Below are 18,990 nucleotides of genomic sequence, written 5' to 3' on the forward strand. Positions count from 1 at the left end.
GCGCGGTCGCGCGGGCCGGCTCAGCGCGCGCGGGCGAGGTAGTCCTCGAAGGTCACCGTGCCGTAGGGGTCGCCCGGCACCAGGTTCGCGCCGGAGGCGAACGCCGCGAAGCGCGTGCCCGGCAGTCGGAACGGCAGGGTCGGGCGCCGCGAGCCGCGCGCCCGCAGCCATGCGCGCGCGAGGTCGCGCGCCGTGCGGACCTCCGGACCGCCGATGTCGGGCGCGATGCCGAGCACCTCGTCGTCGAGCAGCTCGATGAGCCGGGTGGCGACGTCGGTCACCGAGATCGGCTGGAACGAGAACGCGGGTGCGAGCACGACGGGGGAGTAGCGCTGCACGCGGAAGAGCGTCTCGACGAAGTTGTGGAACTGCGTCGATCGCAGGATCGTCCAGCGCAGCCGCGACTCGGCGATGAGCCGCTCCGAGGCGCGCTTGCCGCCGTAGTAGGCCAGCGGGATGCGGTCGATGCCGACGATCGACGAGTACAGGATTCGCGGCCGTCCGCCCTGCTCCGCCGCGGCGACCAGCTTGCGCGTCATCTCGGTGTCGTCGCGGCTCGTCGTCGCGAGGTGCAGGATCGCGCGGACGCCCTCGACGGCGGCGTCGACGCCCTCGCCCGTCTCGAGGTCGCCCCTGACCGTGTGCGGCGCACCCGACCGGCTGAGCACTCGCACGGCGTCACCGCGGGCGGACAGGCGGCGGACGACCTCGCTCCCGAGCGAGCCGGTGCCGCCGGTGACGAGGACGGGTGCGGACGACGTGGTCACCCGACCATTGTGCCGCGCCCGACGGCGGGGCCGGGACCGGGTGGGGGCGGGCGGTGGGAGAATCGAGGGGTGCCCGTGTACCGAGATGACGCCGTCGTGCTGCGCACGCACAAGCTGGGCGAGGCCGACCGCATCGTGACGCTGCTCACGCGCCGGCACGGCAAGGTGCGCGCCGTCGCGCGCGGCGTGCGACGCACTGCGTCGAAGTTCGGCTCGCGGCTCGAGCCGTTCATGGTCGCCGACCTGCAGTTGTACGAGGGCCGCACCCTCGACGTGATCACGCAGGCAGAGTCGATCGGCGCCTACGGCGCGGAGATCAGCCAGGACTATGCGGCGTACACGGCCGCGAACGCGATGGTCGAGGCCGCCGACCGGCTGACCGAGGCCGAGGGCTCGCTGCAGCAGTACCTGCTGCTCGTGGGGGCGCTGCGCTCCCTCTCGCGTCGCGAGCACGGGCCCGACCTGACGCTCGACTCGTACCTGCTGCGCGCGCTCGCGATCGCGGGCTGGGCGCCGAGCTTCGAGGACTGCTCGCGCTGCGGCGCGTCCGGTCCGCACACCGCGGTGGTCGTGCAGCTCGGCGGCGTCGTGTGCGCGGACTGCGCGCCGCCCGGCTCCCCGCGCATCGCGCCGACGACGGTCGACCTGCTCGGCGCGCTGCTCTCCGGCGACTGGGGGGTCGCCGAAGCCGCGTCCGACCGCGACCGCGCCCAGGCGAGCGGTATCGTCGCGGCGTACGCCCAGTGGCACCTCGAGCGCGGCCTGCGCTCGCTGACCCACGTCTCCCGAGGAACGGCCCCAGAGTGACCCCGAAGCCCTACACCCACAAGGACGCGGTGCCCTACCGCCCGCTCGACTGGACGGGCGTGCATCCGCCCGAGTTCGCCAAGGGCGCGGTGCCGAACCACGTCGCGATCGTCATGGACGGTAACGGCCGATGGGCGAACCGCCAGGGACTGACCCGCATCGAGGGCCACAAAGCGGGTGAGGAGGTGCTCCTCGACGTCGTCGCGGGTGCCGTCCAGGCGGGCGTGAAGCACCTCTCGGTCTACGCCTTCTCAACGGAGAACTGGAAGCGGTCGCCCGACGAGGTGCGGTTCCTCATGGGCTACAACCGCGACGTGCTGCACCGCCGCCGCGACCAGCTCAACGAGTGGAACGTCCGCATCCGGTGGGCCGGCCGCCGGCCGCGTCTCTGGAAGTCGGTGGTCGACGAACTGCAGTACGCCGAGCGCCTCACCGCCGGCAACACGGGCCTGCAGTTCACGATGTGCGTGAACTACGGCGGGCGCAACGAGATCGTCGACGCGGTGCGCTCCATCGCCGACGACGTCGCCGCCGGTCGCCTCCGGCCGTCCGCGGTGTCCGAGAAGCTCATCGCGAAGCGCCTGTACGTGCCCGACATGCCGGACGTCGACCTCTTCGTGCGCAGCTCGGGCGAGCAGCGCACCTCGAACTTCCTGCTCTGGCAGTCGGCGTACGCCGAGATGGTCTTCCTCGACACGCTCTGGCCCGACTTCAGCCGGACCGACCTCTGGCACGCCATCGAGCTGTACGCCTCGCGCAACCGCCGCTTCGGCGGTGCGATCGACGCGCCGGGCGCGGCGAGCGCGGGCGCGTAGGCGGTCAGCGAGGCGAGCCGGCGGACGCGGCGTCGGCGAGCGGGCCCCGGAGCCAGGCCTGCACCTCGCGTGCCGAGCGCAGGCGGACGACCGTCAGGTCGGGGCGCTCCGCCGCGAGCGCGAGCACGCGCGGACCCGTCGCACCACGCGTTCGCCACGCCCATCGCAGGATGTGGTCGCGGTCGGTCAGCACGGTGCGCAACGCCGCTTCACGGTTGCCGTTCCACAGCTCGAGGCCGCGGGCGCGACGGTGCACCGTGCGCGCCACGACGCGTCGCATGACGAGCGCGTGCGGCAGGTCCAGCCACACCGCGAGGTCGGCGCGAGCGCCGAGCACCGGACGCCCCGTGTCGTACTGCCACTCCGCAGCCCATGCGTCGCGCGCGGCCAGCCCGGCGATGTCTGCGTCGAACTCGGGCCGCGGTACCCAGCCGGGGCCGTGGTAGAGCGCGTCGACCTCCACGTACGGAATCGCCAGCGCAGCGCCGATCGCCGCGGCGAGCGTCGACTTGCCGCTCCCACTCGTGCCCGCGACGATCACGCGCGCGGGGCGCATCGGGAGTGGATCGCGGGCACCGAGCATCCCGTGATGCTAGCGCGTGCCCCGCGTCCGGCGGGTCTCGATCTCGATCGATACCGGTCCGGGAATACGACGGCTCCGGCATCCGTTCGCATACGTCGTGACGTCCCCCATCAAGATCGACATCTGGTCCGACATCGCGTGCCCGTGGTGACGCACCCATGTGCTACATCGGAACGTAGCAGGCCCTGAAACGTGCAATAGTCCGCGCTCCCTGACGTCTCCCATCGACGCCGGTGCCCCCGCGCAACGAATGTCATCCGGACCTAAGTCGGCGGCGGATGAGAGGCTGGGCGCATGACCCGAGACTGGCGTGAGCGATTCGAAGCCGCTTATCCCAACACCACGGACTTTCTAGGCGGAGATGCCGATGCCTTCGATTTCTCGATTGGCGCCATCAACCTCGTTGGTGGCCAGAGCATTCGACTCCAGCAGTCCGGTGTCACCGCGATCGTCGGAGCAAACAACGTCGGCAAATCGACGATCCTCCGCGAGCTGATTGAAAGGCTTGATCATCGTCCGGGCTTTGCTGAGCTGCCAAAGATCGCAGTCCAATCCCTTGAGCTGAACCGTCGTGGCGATACCAAGGACCTTATCGCCTGGCTGGGGAGCAACGCGAGCCTGGTCTCGAAGGGCTCCTCGATGGGTTTCCAGCGATCTCAGACTGGCATCGAAACGCCTCAGTCGCTGGCGAAGGGATGGCGGCCGACATCGGAGGGGCTTGGCCCGCTCCGTCCGTTTCTGGCGTTCTATGGTGACGCCCAGGGCCGGTTCTCAATCGGAGGGGCTGCAGAGATGCGGGAGTCCGCAGGAGACCCGCCGCTGCATCCGGTGCATCATCTCCAAGATTCGCGAGTTCTCATGGAGGAAGTCAGCGCCGTATCCCAGCAGATCTTTGGCCCGAAGCTGACTCTCGACAATCTTGGGAAAACGATTCGACTTCGCGTAGGCGAGGTCGCGATGGAAGCGCCACGGATCGACAACATTCCACCTGAGTATCGGCAGGCGATGGCTGCACTTCGCCCGTTGGATGAACAGGGTGACGGCATGCGGAGCCTCATGGGTCAGTTGCTTCCTGTGGTCAGCGCTGCATATCGGGTGATTGTGATCGATGAACCGGAGGCGTTTCTGCATCCTCCGCAGGCGCATGCACTCGGCGTTGAACTCGGTCGTATCGCGGTGCAGAGCGACATTCAAATCCTCGTCGCCACTCACGATCGCAGCCTGTTGACAGGCCTCCTCGACTCTGGTGTGGACGTTTCGGTCGTTCGGCTCGCTCGAGGGGATGGTGCTGCGAAGGCAAGTCGGCTCGATTCCGCTGAACTCAGAGCATTGTGGTCAGATCCCGTTCTGAAATACACCAACGTCCTTGACGGTCTGTTCCACCGGCTTGTGGTAGTCGCCGAGGCTGAAGGTGATTGTGCCTTCTTGGCAGCAGCACTCGACTGCGAGGGACGGGAAGAAAGTCCGCTGCCGCGGAACGAGATTCTCTTCGTTCCTACAGGTGGCAAGGATGGCATGGCGAAGGTGTGTGCTGCGCTCAATGCTGTGGATGTTCCAGTGGTTGCCGCGCCTGATCTAGACATGCTGTCGGACCGGTCAAAGCTCCGCGCTCTTGTCGAGGCGGTGGGAGGGGCCTGGACCGACGACATGGAGCGGGATTGGACTGTAGCGACCGCCAGCATGCGCTCGGCCCGTGAGCCTGCCCGCGTTGGCCATGTGCTCGACGCTGTAACCTCCGCCCTTGAAGACAACCGAGATGAGCCGTACTCGTCGGCCTATCGCGAAATCGTGCTGGCACAGCTTCGTACGAGTGGGTCCCCTTGGGGGTCGGTGAAAGAGCACGGGATGTCGGCGTTTCGAGGCGACGCTCGTAGGGCGGCTGCGGACCTCCTGCGTCAGCTCGACGCCATCGGCGTAGTGCTCGTGGAGCAAGGTGAACTCGAGCGCCTAGCCCCTGAAGTTGCAGTTCGAAAGGGGCCGGGCTGGCTCCACGCGGCGCTGTCCGAACGGGCCCAGTGCAATGCAACGACGCAGGCCCATGTTGACCGCGTTATTGCGGCGGGCAAGCGTGGCCTAGTGCCTCAACGAGACGGTTGAGTTTGCACGACGCACACATCGCGTGCCCGTGGTGCTACATCGGCAAGCGCCACCTCGAGGCCGGCCTCGCCGCGCTCGGCGACGACGCGCCCGACGTGGAGATCGAGTACCACTCGTTCGAACTGTCGCCCGACACCCCGCTCGACTTCGAGGGTTCGACGACCGAGTACCTCTCGAAGGCCAAGGGCCTGCCCCTCGAGCGCGTCGAGCAGATGCTCGACCACGTGACCGGCGTCGCCGCGCATGCCGGGCTCGACTACCACTTCGAGACCGTCGCGCACGTGAAGACGCTGAAGGGCCACGAGCTGCTGCACCTCGCGAAGGCGCACGGCGTGCAGCTCGAGATGAAGGAGCGCCTGCTGAAGGCGTACTTCACCGAGGGCGGCCGGGTGAACCGGATCGAGGAGCTCGTGGGGTGGGCCGAGGAGCTCGGCATCGACGCCGCGGAGGCACGCGACGCGCTCGAGTCGGGGCGCTACGCCGACGACGTCCAGGCCGACATCGCGCAGGCGCGGGCGTACGGCATCCAGGGCGTGCCGTTCTTCGTGTTCGAGGGCAAGTACGGCGTCTCGGGCGCGCAGCCCGCCGAGGTCTTCTCGCAGGTGCTCGCACAGGTCGACGGCGAGCGCGAGGGCGCCGCCGCGTGAGCGCCTCCGAGCGCACGGATGCCACGGTGCCGACGGATGCCGCGCCGCAGGAGCACCCGACGACGGATGCCGCACCGGCCCCGTTCACGATGCTCGGCGACGCCTCGGCCATGGCCTGCGAGGGCGACGCCTGCCTGATCCCCGGCTCACCCCTGCCCGACCCTGCGACCTGACCGTCCCTCGCCCACCCGGCGCCGAGGTCGCGCGAATCGACCCGCGGCCCGCCCCGCGAGTCGATTCGCGCGACATCGGCGGGTGCGCGCGGTGGGCGCGCGCGGCGGGCGGCTACTCGGGGTCGCTGATGTCGGCGACGGTCGCGTCGAGCGCGCGGATCAGGGCGTCCGCATCGACGAAGAGGCTGCGGCCGTGCTCGCCGGCGCCCATCGACACCCGCCGGCCGACGATCGCCAGGTCGGCGACGACCGGCCACTCCGTGCTCGAGCCGAGCGGCGTGATCGTGCCGCGCTCGTAGCCGGTCGCGGCCAGCGCGAGCGACGCGTCGGGCAGCTGCAGCTTGTTCACGGCGAGGAGCGCGCGCAGCTTCGGCCAGCTGATCTTGCGACCGCCGGGCACGAGGGCGAACACGTAGGTGTCGTCGCTGCGCTTGACGACGAGCGACTTCACGATGTCGCCCGGCGTGATGCCCAGCAGCTCCGCGGCCTCCTCGAGGCTGCGCGCCGCGGGGCGCTGGATCACCTCGATGTCGAGCCGCCGCTCCGCGGCATCCGCCCGCACGCGTTCGACGCCCTCGAGTCCCTCGAACCGCGCCATCGACGTCCTCCCCGCTCTCGGCCTGTCCGCATCCTACGTGCCCACGTGGCGCGCTCGGCCGGATCGGGCCGTCCGTCTGGGAGAATCGAAGGCGATGCCAACGACCACGACCCCCGCCCGCCCGCTCTCGATCGGCGGCCTCGACCTCGAGGTGCCGGTCGTGCTCGCGCCCATGGCGGGCATCACGAACACCGCGTTCCGGCGGCTCTGCCGCGAGTTCGGCGCCGGACTGTACGTCTCCGAGATGATCACGAGCCGCGCGCTCGTCGAGCGCACGCCCGAGTCGATGCGCCTCATCACGCACCACGAGTCCGAGACGCCCCGCTCGATCCAGCTGTACGGCGTCGACCCGAAGACCGTCGCCGAGGCCGTCACGATGCTCGTCGCCGAGGACCGCGCCGACCACATCGACCTGAACTTCGGCTGCCCGGTGCCCAAGGTCACGCGCAAGGGCGGGGGAGCGGCGCTGCCGTGGAAGTCGGGCCTGTTCCGCGACATCGTCGAGGGTGCGGTGCGGGCTGCCGGCGACGTGCCCCTCACGGTCAAGATGCGCAAGGGCATCGACGCCGACCACCTCACCTACCTCGAGGCCGGCCGCATCGCCGAGGGCGCCGGCGTCGCGTCGATCGCACTGCACGCCCGCACGGCGGCCGAGTTCTACTCGGGCCAGGCCGACTGGCCGGCGATCGCGAATCTGAAGGAGACGGTCTCCGGCGTGCCGGTGCTCGGCAACGGCGACATCTGGTCGGCCGACGATGCGCTGCGGATGGTCGAGGAGACCGGCTGCGACGGGGTCGTCGTGGGGCGCGGATGCCTCGGCCGGCCGTGGCTCTTCGGCGACCTCGCGGCGGCGTTCCGGGGCGAGCACGTCAAGGCCGAGCCGACGCTCGGCGAGGTGGCGCGGACGTTCCGCCGGCACGCGGAGCTGCTCGCCGACTTCTTCGACAGCGAGGAGCGCGGCTGCCGAGACATCCGCAAGCACGTCGCCTGGTACTTCAAGGGGTATCCGGTCGGCGGCGACCTGCGCGCCCGCCTCGCGACCGTCGAGTCGCTCGCGCAGCTCGACGACCTGCTCGGCACGCTCGACTGGTCGACGCCGTACCCGGGCGAGGGCGCCGAGGGGCCCCGCGGCCGCGCGGGCACGCCGAAGAACCCGGCGCTGCCCGACGGCTGGCTCGCTTCGCAGGACCTGGTGGGCCACGACCGGGCGACGCTCGTCGACGCCGAGCTCGACACGAGCGGCGGCTGAGCGCGTGCGCGACCGACTGTTCGGCGGCTACGACGACGCCGACGCCGAGCGCTACCTGCCCGAGCAGCACGAGAACCGGCGTCGCAGCGACTTCGCTCGCGACCGCGCGCGACTGCTGCACTCGAGCGCCCTGCGCCGACTCGCGGCGAAGACGCAGGTGCTCAGCCCCACCTCCGGGCTGGACTTCGCGCGCAACCGGCTCACGCACTCGCTCGAGGTCGCCCAGGTCGGGCGCGAGCTCGCGACGAGCATCGGGCTCGACCCCGACGTCGTCGACACCGCGTGCCTGGCCCACGACCTCGGCCACCCGCCCTTCGGCCACAACGGCGAGAAGGCGCTGAACGCGTGGGCCGCCGACATCGGCGGCTTCGAGGGCAACGCCCAGACCCTGCGGATCCTGACACGGCTCGAGCCGAAGGTGTTCTCGCCCGATGGCCGCTCGCTCGGGCTGAACCTCACGCGCGCGAGCCTCGACGCGAGCTGCAAGTACCCGTGGGCCGAGGCCGCGGGCGTCGGCGACCCCAGCGGCCGCACGAAGTTCGGGTTCTACGCCGACGACATCGACGTCTTCGAGTGGATGCGGCGGGGCGCGCCCGAGCGGCGCCTCTGCATCGAAGCCCAGGTCATGGACCTCTCGGACGACATCGCCTACTCGGTGCACGACTTCGAGGACGCCGTCGTCGGCGGCTACATCGACGTGGCGGCGCTCGGGCGCCGGGTCGACCACGACGAGCTCGTCGACTCGATGGTCGAGTGGATCGGCGGGGCGTTCGGGCACGACGAGCTCATCGCCGCGTTCGACCGGCTCGACACCCTCGACGTGTGGCTCTCGGAGTGGACGGGCAGTCGCCGCGACCAGGCGGCCCTGAAGAACCTGACGAGCCAGCTCATCGGGCGCTTCGCGCACGCGGCCACCGAGGCCACGCGCGCGCACCACCCCGTCGCGAGCCTCATCCGCTTCGACGCCGACGTCGTGGTCCCGCGCGGCATCCAGGCCGAGATCGCGGTGCTCAAGGGCATCGTGGCCGCCTTCGTGATGTCGCGGAACACGCGCCAGCCGATCTACTCGCAGCAGCGCCAGGTGCTCACGACCCTCGCCGACGCCCTCCATGCGACCGGCGACGCGCACCTCGACGCGGGCTTCGCGGAGGACTGGCGCGCCGCAGCGGATGACGCGGCCCGCACGCGCGTCGTCGTCGACCAGGTCGCGAGCCTCACCGACCAGTCCGCTCTGGCCTGGTACGAGCGGCTCGTGCAGCGATGAGGTCCGGACCGGGCCCCGTGGCCGGATCCGCGGAATAGGATTGACGACATGGCGGGCCGCATTCGACAGAGCGATGTCGAGGAGGTCAAGGCCCGCACGAACATCGCCGACATCGTCGGCGAGCACGTCTCGCTGAAGTCGGCCGGCGTCGGCTCGATGAAGGGCCTCTGCCCGTTCCACGACGAGCGCAGCCCGAGCTTCCACGTGCGCCCGCAGCTCGGGTTCTACCACTGCTTCGGCTGCGGGGAGTCGGGCGACGTCTACACGTTCCTGCAGCGCATGGACCACGTGACCTTCACCGAGGCCGTCGAGCGGCTCGCCGGGCGGATCGGCTTCGAGCTGCACTACGAGGACGGCGGCCAGCACGAGGGCCCGGGCAACCGCGCCCGGCTGCTCGCGGCCAACAGCGCCGCCGAGGAGTGGTTCGTCGAGCAGCTCACCACGCCCGAGGCGGAGGTCGGCCGGCGGTTTCTCGGCGAGCGCGGCTTCGACGCCGAGGCCGCCCGGCACTTCGGGGTCGGCTTCGCACCCAAGAGCTGGGAGTCGCTCACGCGCCACCTGCGCGGCAAGGGCTTCACGACCGAGGAGCTCGCGGCGTCGGGCCTCGTGTCGCAGGGCGACCGGGGCGTCTACGACCGCTTCCGCGGCCGGCTGATCTGGCCGATCCGAGACGTGACCGGGCAGACCGTCGGCTTCGGCGCCCGCAAGCTGCTCGAGGACGACCCCGGGCCGAAGTACCTCAACACGCCCGAGACCGCGGTCTACCACAAGGCGCAGGTGCTGTACGGGCTCGACCTCGCCAAGCGCGAGATCTCGAAGACCCACCGCGTCGTCGTGGTCGAGGGGTACACCGACGTCATGGCCTGCCACCTCGCCGGCGTGACCACCGCGATCGCGACGTGCGGCACGGCGTTCGGCGTCGACCACATCAAGGTGCTGCGCCGCGTGCTCGGCGACGACTCGGCCGACGGCGAGGTCGTCTTCACGTTCGACGGCGACGCCGCCGGGCAGAAGGCGGCGATGCGCGCCTTCGCCGAGGAGCGCAGGTTCGCCGCACAGACCTTCGTCGCCGTCGCCCCGGACGGCCTCGACCCGTGCGATCTCCGGCTCGCGCGCGGCGACGCGGCCGTGCGCTCGCTCGTGGACACCCGCACGCCCATGTTCGAGTTCGTCATCCGCCACACGCTCGCTCGCTTCGACCTCGAGACGGTCGAGGGCAGGGTCGCGGCGCTCCGGGCCGCCGCCCCCGTGGTCGCGGAGATCCGCGACGCCTCGCTGCGACCTGGCTACACGCGCGAGCTCGCCCGCATGCTCGGCATGGAGCTCGACGAGGTGACCCGCGCGGTGCGCGCCGCCGGGTCGCGGGCCCGGAACGGAGCTGGTGGTGGCGACGAGCGCCGATCGGGCGGTGGGGCGGGCGGTCGCGACGAGCCGCGGGCCGGTGGCTCCGGCCCCGCCTGGCCGCCGGGGCCCGGCGGCGCTCCCGCCCGCGGACCGGAGGACGGCGGATTCGACCCTGCGATCGCCGTGGCGACCGAGGACCGTCCGTTCTCGATCGCCCAGCTGCCGGCGGATCCGGCGACCCGGCTCGAGCGCGACGCGCTCCAGGCGATGCTCCAGTACCCCGAGCTCGTGGGCGAGGAGCTGCTCCGCCACGGCGTGGACTGCCGGTTCGGCAACGGCACGCTCGCGGTGGTGCGCGACGGCGTCGCGTCGGTGCTGGCCGCGGCATCCGTCTCGACCTCCACGACCGGTGCGCCGGTCGCGACCCGCACGATCACGGTCGACCGCGTCGTCGCCGAGGTGCCGCCGCCGTTCGCCTCCATCGTGCAGCAGCTCGCCGTCTTGCCCGTGCCGCAGCGCAGCGGCGCGGAACTCGAGGGCTGGGCCCGCGGCGTGGTCGGCTCGCTCGTGGACCGCGAGCTGCTCCGCCAGAAGCAGGAGCTGCTCGGACGGCTCCAGCGGACCGATCGCGCGGACACCGCGACCTACGCCATGATCCAGCGCGCCCTCGTCGAGATCGAGGGCGAACGGCGGGCGCTGCGCGGCGACTGACCGGGCGGCCCGACGGTGGGCGCCGACCGCTCCCGGCGTGCTCGGGGCGACCGGCTCCCGCGGGCGCCACCGCGTGCGGATCGACGATCGTCGGATGCGAGGACTGCTCATCGTGTGCGCTCCCCGAGGGGGGCAAGGTTGCAGATCGATCACATTCAGGCCCCGGGAGCTCCCCAGCACACCCTCGCGATCAGCCCCGTGTGCTAGCTCTGGGAGATACGCGATCGCGCGGCGGTGAACCCGCGTGCGCGGTCCCACTCGACAGGAAGAGGTAGACGGATATGGCATCCGCATCCACGAACCGCCGGCGCGTCCTCGCGCTCGCTGCGGGCTTGTCCGCCGCGACGCTCGCGCTCGCGGGCTGCTCGGCCGGCGGCGCCGACGAGGAGAGCTCGTCGGGCGGTGGCACGCTGACCATCGGCACCACCGACAAGATCACGACGCTCGACCCCGCGGGCTCGTACGACAACGGCTCCTTCGCGGTCATGAACCAGGTGTTCCCGTTCCTGATGAACTCGCCGTACGGCACCTCCGACGTCGAGCCCGACATCGCCGAGTCGGCCGAGTTCACCTCGCCGACCGAGTACACCGTCACGCTGAAGTCGGGCCTGACGTTCGCCAACGGCAACGACCTGACGAGCTCGGACGTGAAGTTCTCGTTCGACCGCCAGCTCGCGATCGCCGACGAGAACGGCCCCTCGGCGCTGCTCTACAACCTCGACTCGGTCGACGCGCCCGACGACACGACCGTCGTGTTCAACCTCAAGAGCGAGAACGACCAGATCTTCCCGCAGATCCTCTCGAGCCCGGCCGGCCCCATCGTGGACGAGGACGTGTTCTCCGCCGACGAGCTCACCGCCGACGAGGACATCGTCGACGGCAACGCCTTCGCCGGCCAGTACGTGATCACGAGCTACGACTTCAACAACCTCGTGGCGTACAAGTCGAACCCGGACTACGAGGGTCTCCTCGGCGCACCCGACACCGAGACGGTCAACGTCAAGTACTACGCCGACGCGTCGAACATGAAGCTCGACGTCCAGGAGGGCAACATCGACGTCGCGTTCCGCAGCCTCTCGGCGACGGACATCGACGACCTCCGAGGGAACGACGCCGTCAAGGTCGTCGAGGGCCCCGGCGGCGAGATCCGCTACATCGTGTTCAACTTCAACACGCAGCCCTACGGCGCCGAGACGCCCGAGGCCGACGAGGCCAAGGCCCTCGCCGTCCGCCAGGCCGTCGCCGACCTCCTCGACCGCGAGGAGATCGCCGACCAGGTCTACAAGGGCACCTACACGCCGCTGTACTCCTACGTGCCGGACGGCCTGACGGGCGCGATCAAGCCGCTGCAGGACATGTACGGCGACGGCTCGGGCGGCCCCGACGCCGACAAGGCGGCGCAGACCCTCGAGGACGCGGGCGTCGAGACCCCCGTCGAGCTGAACCTGCAGTACTCGAACGACCACTACGGTCCGTCCTCGGGCGACGAGTACGCGCTGATCAAGGACCAGCTCGAGGCGACCGGCCTCTTCACCGTGAACCTGCAGACCACCGAGTGGGTGCAGTACTCGAAGGACCGCACGTCCGACGTCTACCCGGAGTACCAGCTCGGCTGGTTCCCGGACTACTCCGACGCCGACAACTACCTGAGCCCGTTCTTCCTGACGGACGTCAACTTCCTCGGCAACCACTACTCGAACCCCGAGGTCGACGACCTCATCCTCGAGCAGTCGGTGACCCAGGACGCGGACGCGCGCACCGCGCTCATCGAGGAGATCCAGGAGAAGGTCGCCGCCGACCTGTCGACCGTGCCGTACCTGCAGGGTGCGCAGGTCGCGGTCGTGGGTGCGGACGTCTCCGGCACCGAGGACACGCTCGACGCGTCGTTCAAGTTCCGCTACGGCGCCCTCTCGAAGGGCTGACGCGGACGAGACGCTAGAGTCTCCTACACGAAACAGGAACGGGCGGCCCGCTTCTCCACGGAGCGGGCCGCCCGCCTTCGAGTCCAGAATGGCGAACATGGCTTCAACGGTGACCGCGCCGCCGGCTTCCGGCGGCACCGCGCCCACCCGGCGCGTCCCACGATCGGCGGGGGGTGGTCTCGGGCGGTACATCCTGGTCCGCGCCCTGCTCATCATCCCGACCGTCTTCATCCTCGTGACGCTCGTCTTCGTCGCGATGCGTGCGACGGGCGACCCGATCACGGCCGCACTCGGCGACCGGCTCACGGCGGCGCAGCTGCAGGAGCGCATCCACGAGGCGGGCTACGACCGGCCGATCATCGTGCAGTACTTCGAGTACGTCGGCCAGATCTTCACCGGCGACTTCGGCACGACGATCAGCGACAACCGCCCCGTCGTGCAGGTCCTGCTCACGTACGGCAGCGCGACGCTCGAGCTGGTGTTCTACTCGCTCATCGTCGCCTTCATCGTCGGCATCCCGCTCGGCATGGTGGCGGCCTACTTCCGCGACCGCGGGCAGGACGCAGCGCTGCGCGTGTTCGCGATCCTCTGCTACGCGACCCCCGTCTTCTTCGCCGGCATGCTGCTGAAGCTGATCTTCTCGGTCTGGCTCGGCTGGCTTCCCGTCGCGGGGCGCGCCTCGACGCGCGCCGAGCTGCAGATGCAGTTGCTGCCCGACCCCTCCGGCCTCTACACGATCGACGCGATCCGCACCGGGAACCCCGCGGTGCTCGGCGACGTGCTCGCGCACGCCGTGCTGCCGGCCATCGCGCTCGGGCTGCTCACCGCGGGCGTCTTCCTCCGACTGGTGCGCACCAACGTCATCGGCACGCTCGCGACGGACTACGTCGACGCGGCGCGCTCCCGCGGCGTCAGCGAGTACCGGCTCGTCCGCCGGCACGCGTACCGCCCGGCCCTCATCCCGATCATCACCGTCATCGGCCTGCAGATCGCGCTGCTGCTCGGTGGCGCGGTGCTGACCGAGACCACGTTCGAGTGGAAGGGACTCGGCTTCCAGCTCGCCGAGTACCTCCAGGCACGCGATTTCATCGCCGTGCAGGGCATCGTCGCCCTGCTCGCCGTGATCGTGGCGCTGACCAACTTCATCGTCGACGTCATCGCGGCGCTCATCGACCCGAGGGTGAGGTACTGACATGACCGGCACCGCAACCGCCGCCCCCAGCGCCGGCCACCGCTGGCGCGATCGCATCCCGGTCGTGCACCAGCTCCGCCAGAGCGTGGGCCTCCAGCGCGGCATGCTCGTGACGGGCCTCGTGATCACGACCGTGTTCGTGCTCACGGCCATCTTCGCGCCCCTCCTCGCCCCGTACGGCTACAACCAGCTCCGCGGCCCGGACGGGCTGTTCGGCGCGCAGCAGCCGCCGTCGCCCGAGCACCTGCTCGGCACGACCGTCGGAGGGTACGACGTGCTCTCGCGCGTGATCTGGGGCACCCAGACGGCGATCCTCGTGATCATCGTCGCCGTCGCCCTGTCGATCTTCGCCGGCGTGTTCCTCGGCCTCGTGTCCGGCTACCTCGGGGGATGGCTCGACCGGGTGCTCGTCGTCATCTGCGACGCCATCTACGCGTTCCCGTCGCTGCTGCTCGCGATCGTGATGGCGATCGTCATCTCGGGCGGCCAGTCGAACCTCTGGGGCGGCATCCTCGCCGCCGCGATCTCGATCACGGTCGTCTACATCCCGCAGTACTTCCGCGTGATCCGCGCCGAGACCGTGCGGATGAAGGCGGAGGCGTTCGTGGAGTCGGCGAAGGTGCTCGGCGCCTCGAATCCGCGCATCATCTTCCGGCACATCCTCCGGAACGCCACGCGGACGCTTCCGCTGCTGTTCACGCTCAACTCGTCCGAGGCGATCCTCACCCTGGCCGGCCTGGGCTTCCTCGGGTTCGGCATCGAGCCGACCGCGGCGGCCGAGTGGGGCTACGACCTGAACAAGGCGCTCTCCGACGTGACCAGCGGGATCTGGTGGACGGCGCTCTTCCCGGGCCTCGCGATCGTGATCACGGTGCTCGGCATCACGCTCGTCGGCGAGAGCCTGAACGACCTGGCCGACCCGCGCCTGCGCGGACGACGCCGGGTCGCACAGGCGGCGGGCGAGGTCGCCGAGACCTCGGTCGTGCCGGGCGGCACCCTCGACGCGGGCCCCGGCGGCCTCGACGGCCTCGAGGACGGGGAGACATTCGACGAGCACGGGATCGAGGTCAGGCAATGAGCACGGTGGTCGACATCCAGGGCCTGGGCGTCTCGTTCTCGACGGACGCGGGCGCCGTCAAGGCGGTCGACGACGTGAGCCTCTCCGTCGAGCGCGGCGAGGTGCTCGCGATCGTCGGCGAGTCCGGGTCGGGCAAGACGGTGACCGCGAAGACGATCCTCGGCCTCCTCCCCGAGACGGCGACGACGTCCGGCGCCGTCGTGCTCTCCAACCGCGAGGGCACCGACGAACAGGATGTCATGTCGCTGAGCGGGGCGGAGCTCCGCGGCGTCCGCGGCACCGACGTGGCGATGGTCTTCCAGGAGCCGTCGACCGCGCTGAACCCCGTCTACACCGTCGGCTGGCAGATCATGGAGGGCCTCCGCGCCCACGGGAAGGTCACGAAGGCGGAGGCGCGGAAGCGGGCGATCGACATCCTCGGCCGCGTCGGGATCCCCGACCCCGAGGACCGCATCGACCACTACCCGCACCAGTTCTCGGGCGGCCAGAAGCAGCGCATCGTCATCGCGATGGCGCTCGTGCTCGAGCCCGGGCTGATCGTCGCCGACGAGCCGACCACCGCGCTGGACGTCACGGTGCAGGCCGAGATCCTCGACCTGCTGCGCCGCGTCCGCGACGAGTTCGGCACGGCGATCGTGCTGATCACCCACAACATGGGCGTCGTGGCCGACCTCGCCGACCGGGTCGCGGTGATGTACCGCGGCCGCGTCGTCGAGGAGGCCGACGCCCGCGAGCTGTTCGCCGACCCCAAGGCCGAGTACACGAAGTCGCTGCTTTCGGCCGTGCCCTACGTCGGGCACGGTGCGGCCCGGGCCGTCGAGCGGGCCGCCGCGCGCCCGGCCGACTGGCTCGAGCAGCAGCCGGTGGTCGAGGCTCGCGGGCTCGAGATCGAGTACCCGGGGCGTCTCGGGCGAGCCGGCTTCCGCGCGGTCGACGGGGTCGACCTCGTCATCCGCCCGGGCGAGGTGCTCGGGCTGGTCGGCGAGTCGGGCTCCGGCAAGACCACGATCGGCCGGGCGATCGCCGGGCTGACCCGGGTGACGGGCGGGTCGCTCCGCGTGCTCGGCCACGAGATGCTCGGCATCCGCGAGCGGCAGTTCCGCCCCTCGCGCAGCCGGATCGGGTTCGTGTTCCAGGACCCGGCCTCGAGCTTCAACCCACTGCTCACGATCGCGGAGTGCGTCGCCGAACCGCTCGTCATCCACGACCGCGCGGTCGACGCGCGCGACGCGCGGCCACGCGTGAACGAGTTGCTCGAGGCCGTGCAGCTGCCGGCCGCGTACGGCGATCGGTACCCGCACGAGCTGTCGGGCGGACAGCGGCAGCGTGCGAGCCTCGCTCGCGCGATCGCGCTCGAGCCCGAGCTGCTCATCGCCGACGAGCCCACCTCAGCGCTCGACGTGTCGGTGCAGGCCCGCGTGCTCGAGCTCTTCTCCGAGCTGCAGCGCGAATTCGGCTTCGCCTCGCTGTTCATCAGCCACGACCTCGCCGTCGTCGACCTGCTCGCCGACCGGATCGCGGTGCTGTACCGCGGTCGGCTCGTCGAGGAGGGCACCGGCGCCGAGGTGCTCGGCGCGCCGAAGGATCCGTACACTCAGCGGCTGCTCGCCTCGCTGCCCGTGCCCGACCCGGTGGCGCAGGCCGAGCGTCGCGAGGAGCTCCACCGCATCCGCGAGGCGGCGGCGCGATGAGTCGCCCGGCCGCGCACGGCTACCCGGTCGTCGTCAGCGACCTGTCGGTCGAGTACCCCGCCCGCAGCGTGAGCGCGGCGCACGTCGCGCTCCACGGCGTCGACTTCCGGGTCGCGCCCGGCGAGGTGCTCGGCATCATCGGCTCGGCCGGCAGCGGGACGACGACGCTCGCCCGCGTGCTCTCCGGGGCCGCGTTCGAGCCGTCGCCGGCCGGCGGCGAGGTGCGGCCCGTGATCACGGGCGGCGAGGCCACGGTGCTGAACCGTCCGCTCCGGGGCATCTCGAAGCGGAAGCTCAACGAGCTCCGCTTCCACGTCGGCTACCTCGCGCAGGACGCCTCCACCACGTTGCCGTCGGATCGCACGGTGGCGGAGATCATCGGCGAGCCGATCCTCGAGCGGGACCACCGGTACAACCGGGCGGCGCTCGCGACGCGGGTCGCCACGATGCTCGACTCCGTGCGGCTGCCGCTCGGGATGCTCGAGAAGTTCCCGTACCAGCTGAGCGGCGGCCAGCGGCAGCGCGTCGCGCTCGCGCGGGCGCTGGTCCTCGGACCGTCGCTGCTCATCGCCGACCAGCCGACGGCGGGCATCGACGTCACCGTGCGCGACGCGGTGTCGCACCTGCTCACCGAGCTGCGCGACGGTCACACGTTCTCGGCGATCGTCATCTCGCACGACCTGCCCGTGCTGCGCCAGGTGGCGGACCGCCTCGCGGTGCTCGACCAGGGCCGGGTCGTGGCGATCGGCACGATGGACGAGGTGTTCGACGACCCGTCGCACCCGTACGTGAAGGCCCTCGCGGGTGCGATCGACGACGGGCACGCCCGTGTCGAGGACCCGGCACCGGACCGCCTTCGGTGAGCACGGGCGAGTCCGCGACCGGCCGGCACCGGCCGGTCGCCGGGGCGCCGGGGGTTGCCGCCCGGACGGGTGCTCGGCCTGAGCCCGGGCCGGTCGCGATCGAGCCCGAGGCGCAGCCGGCGTTCGTCGCGGCGGCGCGGTCGGCGGGCGCCGACGTGCAGCCGCTGTCGGCCGCGACCCGGGGGCTCGTGTGGACGAGCTCGTCGGGGGAGGGCGACCTCGAGGCCGTCCTCGCCGCACACCCGGGCATCTCGTGGGTGCAGCTGCCGTGGGCGGGCGTCGACGCCTTCTCGGGCCTGCTCGCCCGCCACCGCGGCGACGGTCGCACCTGGACGAGTGCGAAGGGCGCGTACGCCCAGCCGGTCGCGGAGCATGCGCTCGCCCTGACGCTCGCGGTGCTGCGGGAACTCCCGCGCCGTGTGCGGGCCACGGGCTGGGAGGCCGACGAGCGCGGCCGCAGCCTCTACGGCGCCCGGGCCGTGATCGTCGGGGCCGGCGGCATCGCCGTCGAACTGCTGCGCCTCGTGGCGCCCTTCGACGTGCGCGCGACCGTCGTGCGACGGGCTGATGCCCCGGTGCCGGGTGCCGCCCGGACGCTGACGTTCGACCGCCTCCACGAGGCGCTGGCCGATGCCGAGGTCGTCGTCGTCGCGGCGGCGCTGACGGCCGAGACCCGTGGTCTCCTCGGCGCGTCGGCGTTCGCCGCGATGCCCGACGGCGCCGTCCTCGTGAACGTCGCCCGCGGGGCGGTCGTCGACACCGACGCCCTCGTCGCGGCGCTCGCCTCCGGCCGGCTCGCGGGCGCCGGCCTCGACGTGACGGAGCCGGAACCGCTGCCCTCGGGGCATCCGCTGTGGCGCGCGTCGAACTGCCTCGTGACGCCGCACGTCGCCGACACGGAGGCGATGACGGTGCCGCTGTTCGCCCGCCGCATCGCGGAGAACGCGGCGGCGTTCCTCGGCCACGGAGCCTTCGCCGGGCGCATCGATCTCGGGGCCGGATACTGACCGACGTGAGGCGGTCTCGGATTGGGAGTCCGGCGATCGCTTTGCTAGAGTATCTCTGCGCGCAGCGCGCGATCCTCCATAGCTCAATTGGCAGAGCAATCGGCTGTTAACCGATAGGTTCTTGGTTCGAGTCCAAGTGGGGGAGCAGCAGAAGGCCCGGTCCACGACCGGGCCTTCGTCGT

17 protein-coding genes and 1 tRNA gene are annotated in these 18,990 nt (G+C 71.1%); 15 read left to right on the forward strand and 3 right to left on the reverse strand.

Features of this window, described 5'->3' with window-relative positions; translation table 11 throughout:
* Positions 1-20 precede the first annotated feature (20 nt).
* A complete protein-coding gene (locus ABD230_RS00815) occupies positions 21-767 on the reverse strand; it encodes an SDR family oxidoreductase (protein ID WP_344368770.1) in 747 nt (248 codons plus the stop codon).
* A gap of 69 nt (positions 768-836) precedes the next feature.
* On the opposite strand from ABD230_RS00815, the gene recO reads away from it, so the two are divergent.
* Together recO and ABD230_RS00825 are read left to right on the forward strand one after the other, a co-directional pair.
* Complete coding sequence (recO, locus tag ABD230_RS00820; RefSeq protein ID WP_344368771.1) at positions 837-1,574, forward strand: DNA repair protein RecO; 738 nt, start codon at positions 837-839, stop codon at positions 1,572-1,574.
* Positions 1,571-2,389 (forward strand): isoprenyl transferase, encoded by an 819-nt coding sequence (locus tag ABD230_RS00825; RefSeq protein WP_344368772.1) that lies wholly within the window; start codon positions 1,571-1,573, stop codon positions 2,387-2,389. The genes recO and ABD230_RS00825 overlap by 4 nt, the downstream gene beginning before the upstream one ends.
* A 4-nt stretch (positions 2,390-2,393) precedes the next feature.
* Here the strand turns inward: ABD230_RS00825 and ABD230_RS00830 are convergent, their stop codons facing one another.
* Positions 2,394-2,972 (reverse strand): P-loop NTPase family protein, encoded by a 579-nt coding sequence (locus ABD230_RS00830; RefSeq protein ID WP_344368773.1) that lies wholly within the window; start codon positions 2,970-2,972, stop codon positions 2,394-2,396.
* Positions 2,973-3,266: 294 nt separating this feature from the next.
* On the opposite strand from ABD230_RS00830, the gene ABD230_RS00835 reads away from it, so the two are divergent.
* The 3 genes from ABD230_RS00835 to ABD230_RS00845 are packed head-to-tail and all read left to right on the forward strand — an operon-like array spanning position 3,267 to position 5,889.
* On the forward strand, positions 3,267-5,069 hold the full coding sequence (locus ABD230_RS00835; RefSeq protein WP_344368774.1) for an ATP-dependent nuclease: 1,803 nt from the start codon (positions 3,267-3,269) through the stop codon (positions 5,067-5,069).
* A gap of 2 nt (positions 5,070-5,071) precedes the next feature.
* Complete coding sequence (locus tag ABD230_RS00840) at positions 5,072-5,716, forward strand: DsbA family oxidoreductase (protein ID WP_344368775.1); 645 nt, start codon at positions 5,072-5,074, stop codon at positions 5,714-5,716.
* Positions 5,713-5,889 carry a hypothetical protein gene (locus ABD230_RS00845; protein ID WP_344368776.1) on the forward strand — a complete coding sequence of 59 codons (177 nt, stop codon included), beginning with the start codon at positions 5,713-5,715 and terminating at the stop codon, positions 5,887-5,889. The genes ABD230_RS00840 and ABD230_RS00845 overlap by 4 nt, the downstream gene beginning before the upstream one ends.
* 112 nt (positions 5,890-6,001) lie before the next feature.
* Here ABD230_RS00845 and ABD230_RS00850 read toward each other — a convergent pair whose 3' ends face one another.
* Entirely contained in the window at positions 6,002-6,487 is a 486-nt protein-coding gene (locus ABD230_RS00850) for an aminoacyl-tRNA deacylase (RefSeq protein ID WP_344368778.1), read from the reverse strand.
* Positions 6,488-6,581: 94 nt separating this feature from the next.
* On the opposite strand from ABD230_RS00850, the gene dusB reads away from it, so the two are divergent.
* From dusB to ABD230_RS00900, 10 genes are all read left to right on the forward strand, one after another.
* Entirely contained in the window at positions 6,582-7,736 is a 1,155-nt protein-coding gene (gene dusB / locus ABD230_RS00855; protein WP_344368779.1) for a tRNA dihydrouridine synthase DusB, read from the forward strand.
* Positions 7,737-7,740: 4 nt separating this feature from the next.
* A complete protein-coding gene (locus tag ABD230_RS00860) occupies positions 7,741-9,000 on the forward strand; it encodes a deoxyguanosinetriphosphate triphosphohydrolase (protein WP_344368780.1) in 1,260 nt (419 codons plus the stop codon).
* A gap of 48 nt (positions 9,001-9,048) precedes the next feature.
* Positions 9,049-11,055, forward strand: a complete 2,007-nt coding sequence (gene dnaG, locus ABD230_RS00865) for a DNA primase (protein WP_344368781.1) — start codon at positions 9,049-9,051, stop codon at positions 11,053-11,055.
* Positions 11,056-11,336: 281 nt separating this feature from the next.
* On the forward strand, positions 11,337-12,977 hold the full coding sequence (locus ABD230_RS00870) for an ABC transporter substrate-binding protein (RefSeq protein ID WP_344368783.1): 1,641 nt from the start codon (positions 11,337-11,339) through the stop codon (positions 12,975-12,977).
* A gap of 97 nt (positions 12,978-13,074) precedes the next feature.
* Positions 13,075-14,169 carry an ABC transporter permease gene (locus tag ABD230_RS00875; RefSeq protein ID WP_344368784.1) on the forward strand — a complete coding sequence of 365 codons (1,095 nt, stop codon included), beginning with the start codon at positions 13,075-13,077 and terminating at the stop codon, positions 14,167-14,169.
* 1 nt (position 14,170) lies between these two features.
* Entirely contained in the window at positions 14,171-15,247 is a 1,077-nt protein-coding gene (locus ABD230_RS00880; RefSeq protein WP_344368785.1) for an ABC transporter permease, read from the forward strand.
* Positions 15,244-16,938 (forward strand): dipeptide ABC transporter ATP-binding protein, encoded by a 1,695-nt coding sequence (locus ABD230_RS00885; RefSeq protein ID WP_344368786.1) that lies wholly within the window; start codon positions 15,244-15,246, stop codon positions 16,936-16,938. The genes ABD230_RS00880 and ABD230_RS00885 overlap by 4 nt, the downstream gene beginning before the upstream one ends.
* Positions 16,935-17,801 (forward strand): ATP-binding cassette domain-containing protein, encoded by an 867-nt coding sequence (locus ABD230_RS00890; protein WP_344368787.1) that lies wholly within the window; start codon positions 16,935-16,937, stop codon positions 17,799-17,801. Before ABD230_RS00885 ends, ABD230_RS00890 begins: the two co-directional genes overlap by 4 nt.
* A complete protein-coding gene (locus tag ABD230_RS00895; protein WP_344368788.1) occupies positions 17,798-18,808 on the forward strand; it encodes an NAD(P)-dependent oxidoreductase in 1,011 nt (336 codons plus the stop codon). Before ABD230_RS00890 ends, ABD230_RS00895 begins: the two co-directional genes overlap by 4 nt.
* Before the next feature lie 72 nt (positions 18,809-18,880).
* Positions 18,881-18,953 (forward strand) — tRNA-Asn (locus ABD230_RS00900).
* Positions 18,954-18,990: the final 37 nt, after the last annotated feature.

Origin of the sequence: Agromyces tropicus, assembly GCF_039531345.1 — a bacterium.
GTDB lineage: Bacteria > Actinomycetota > Actinomycetes > Actinomycetales > Microbacteriaceae > Agromyces > Agromyces tropicus.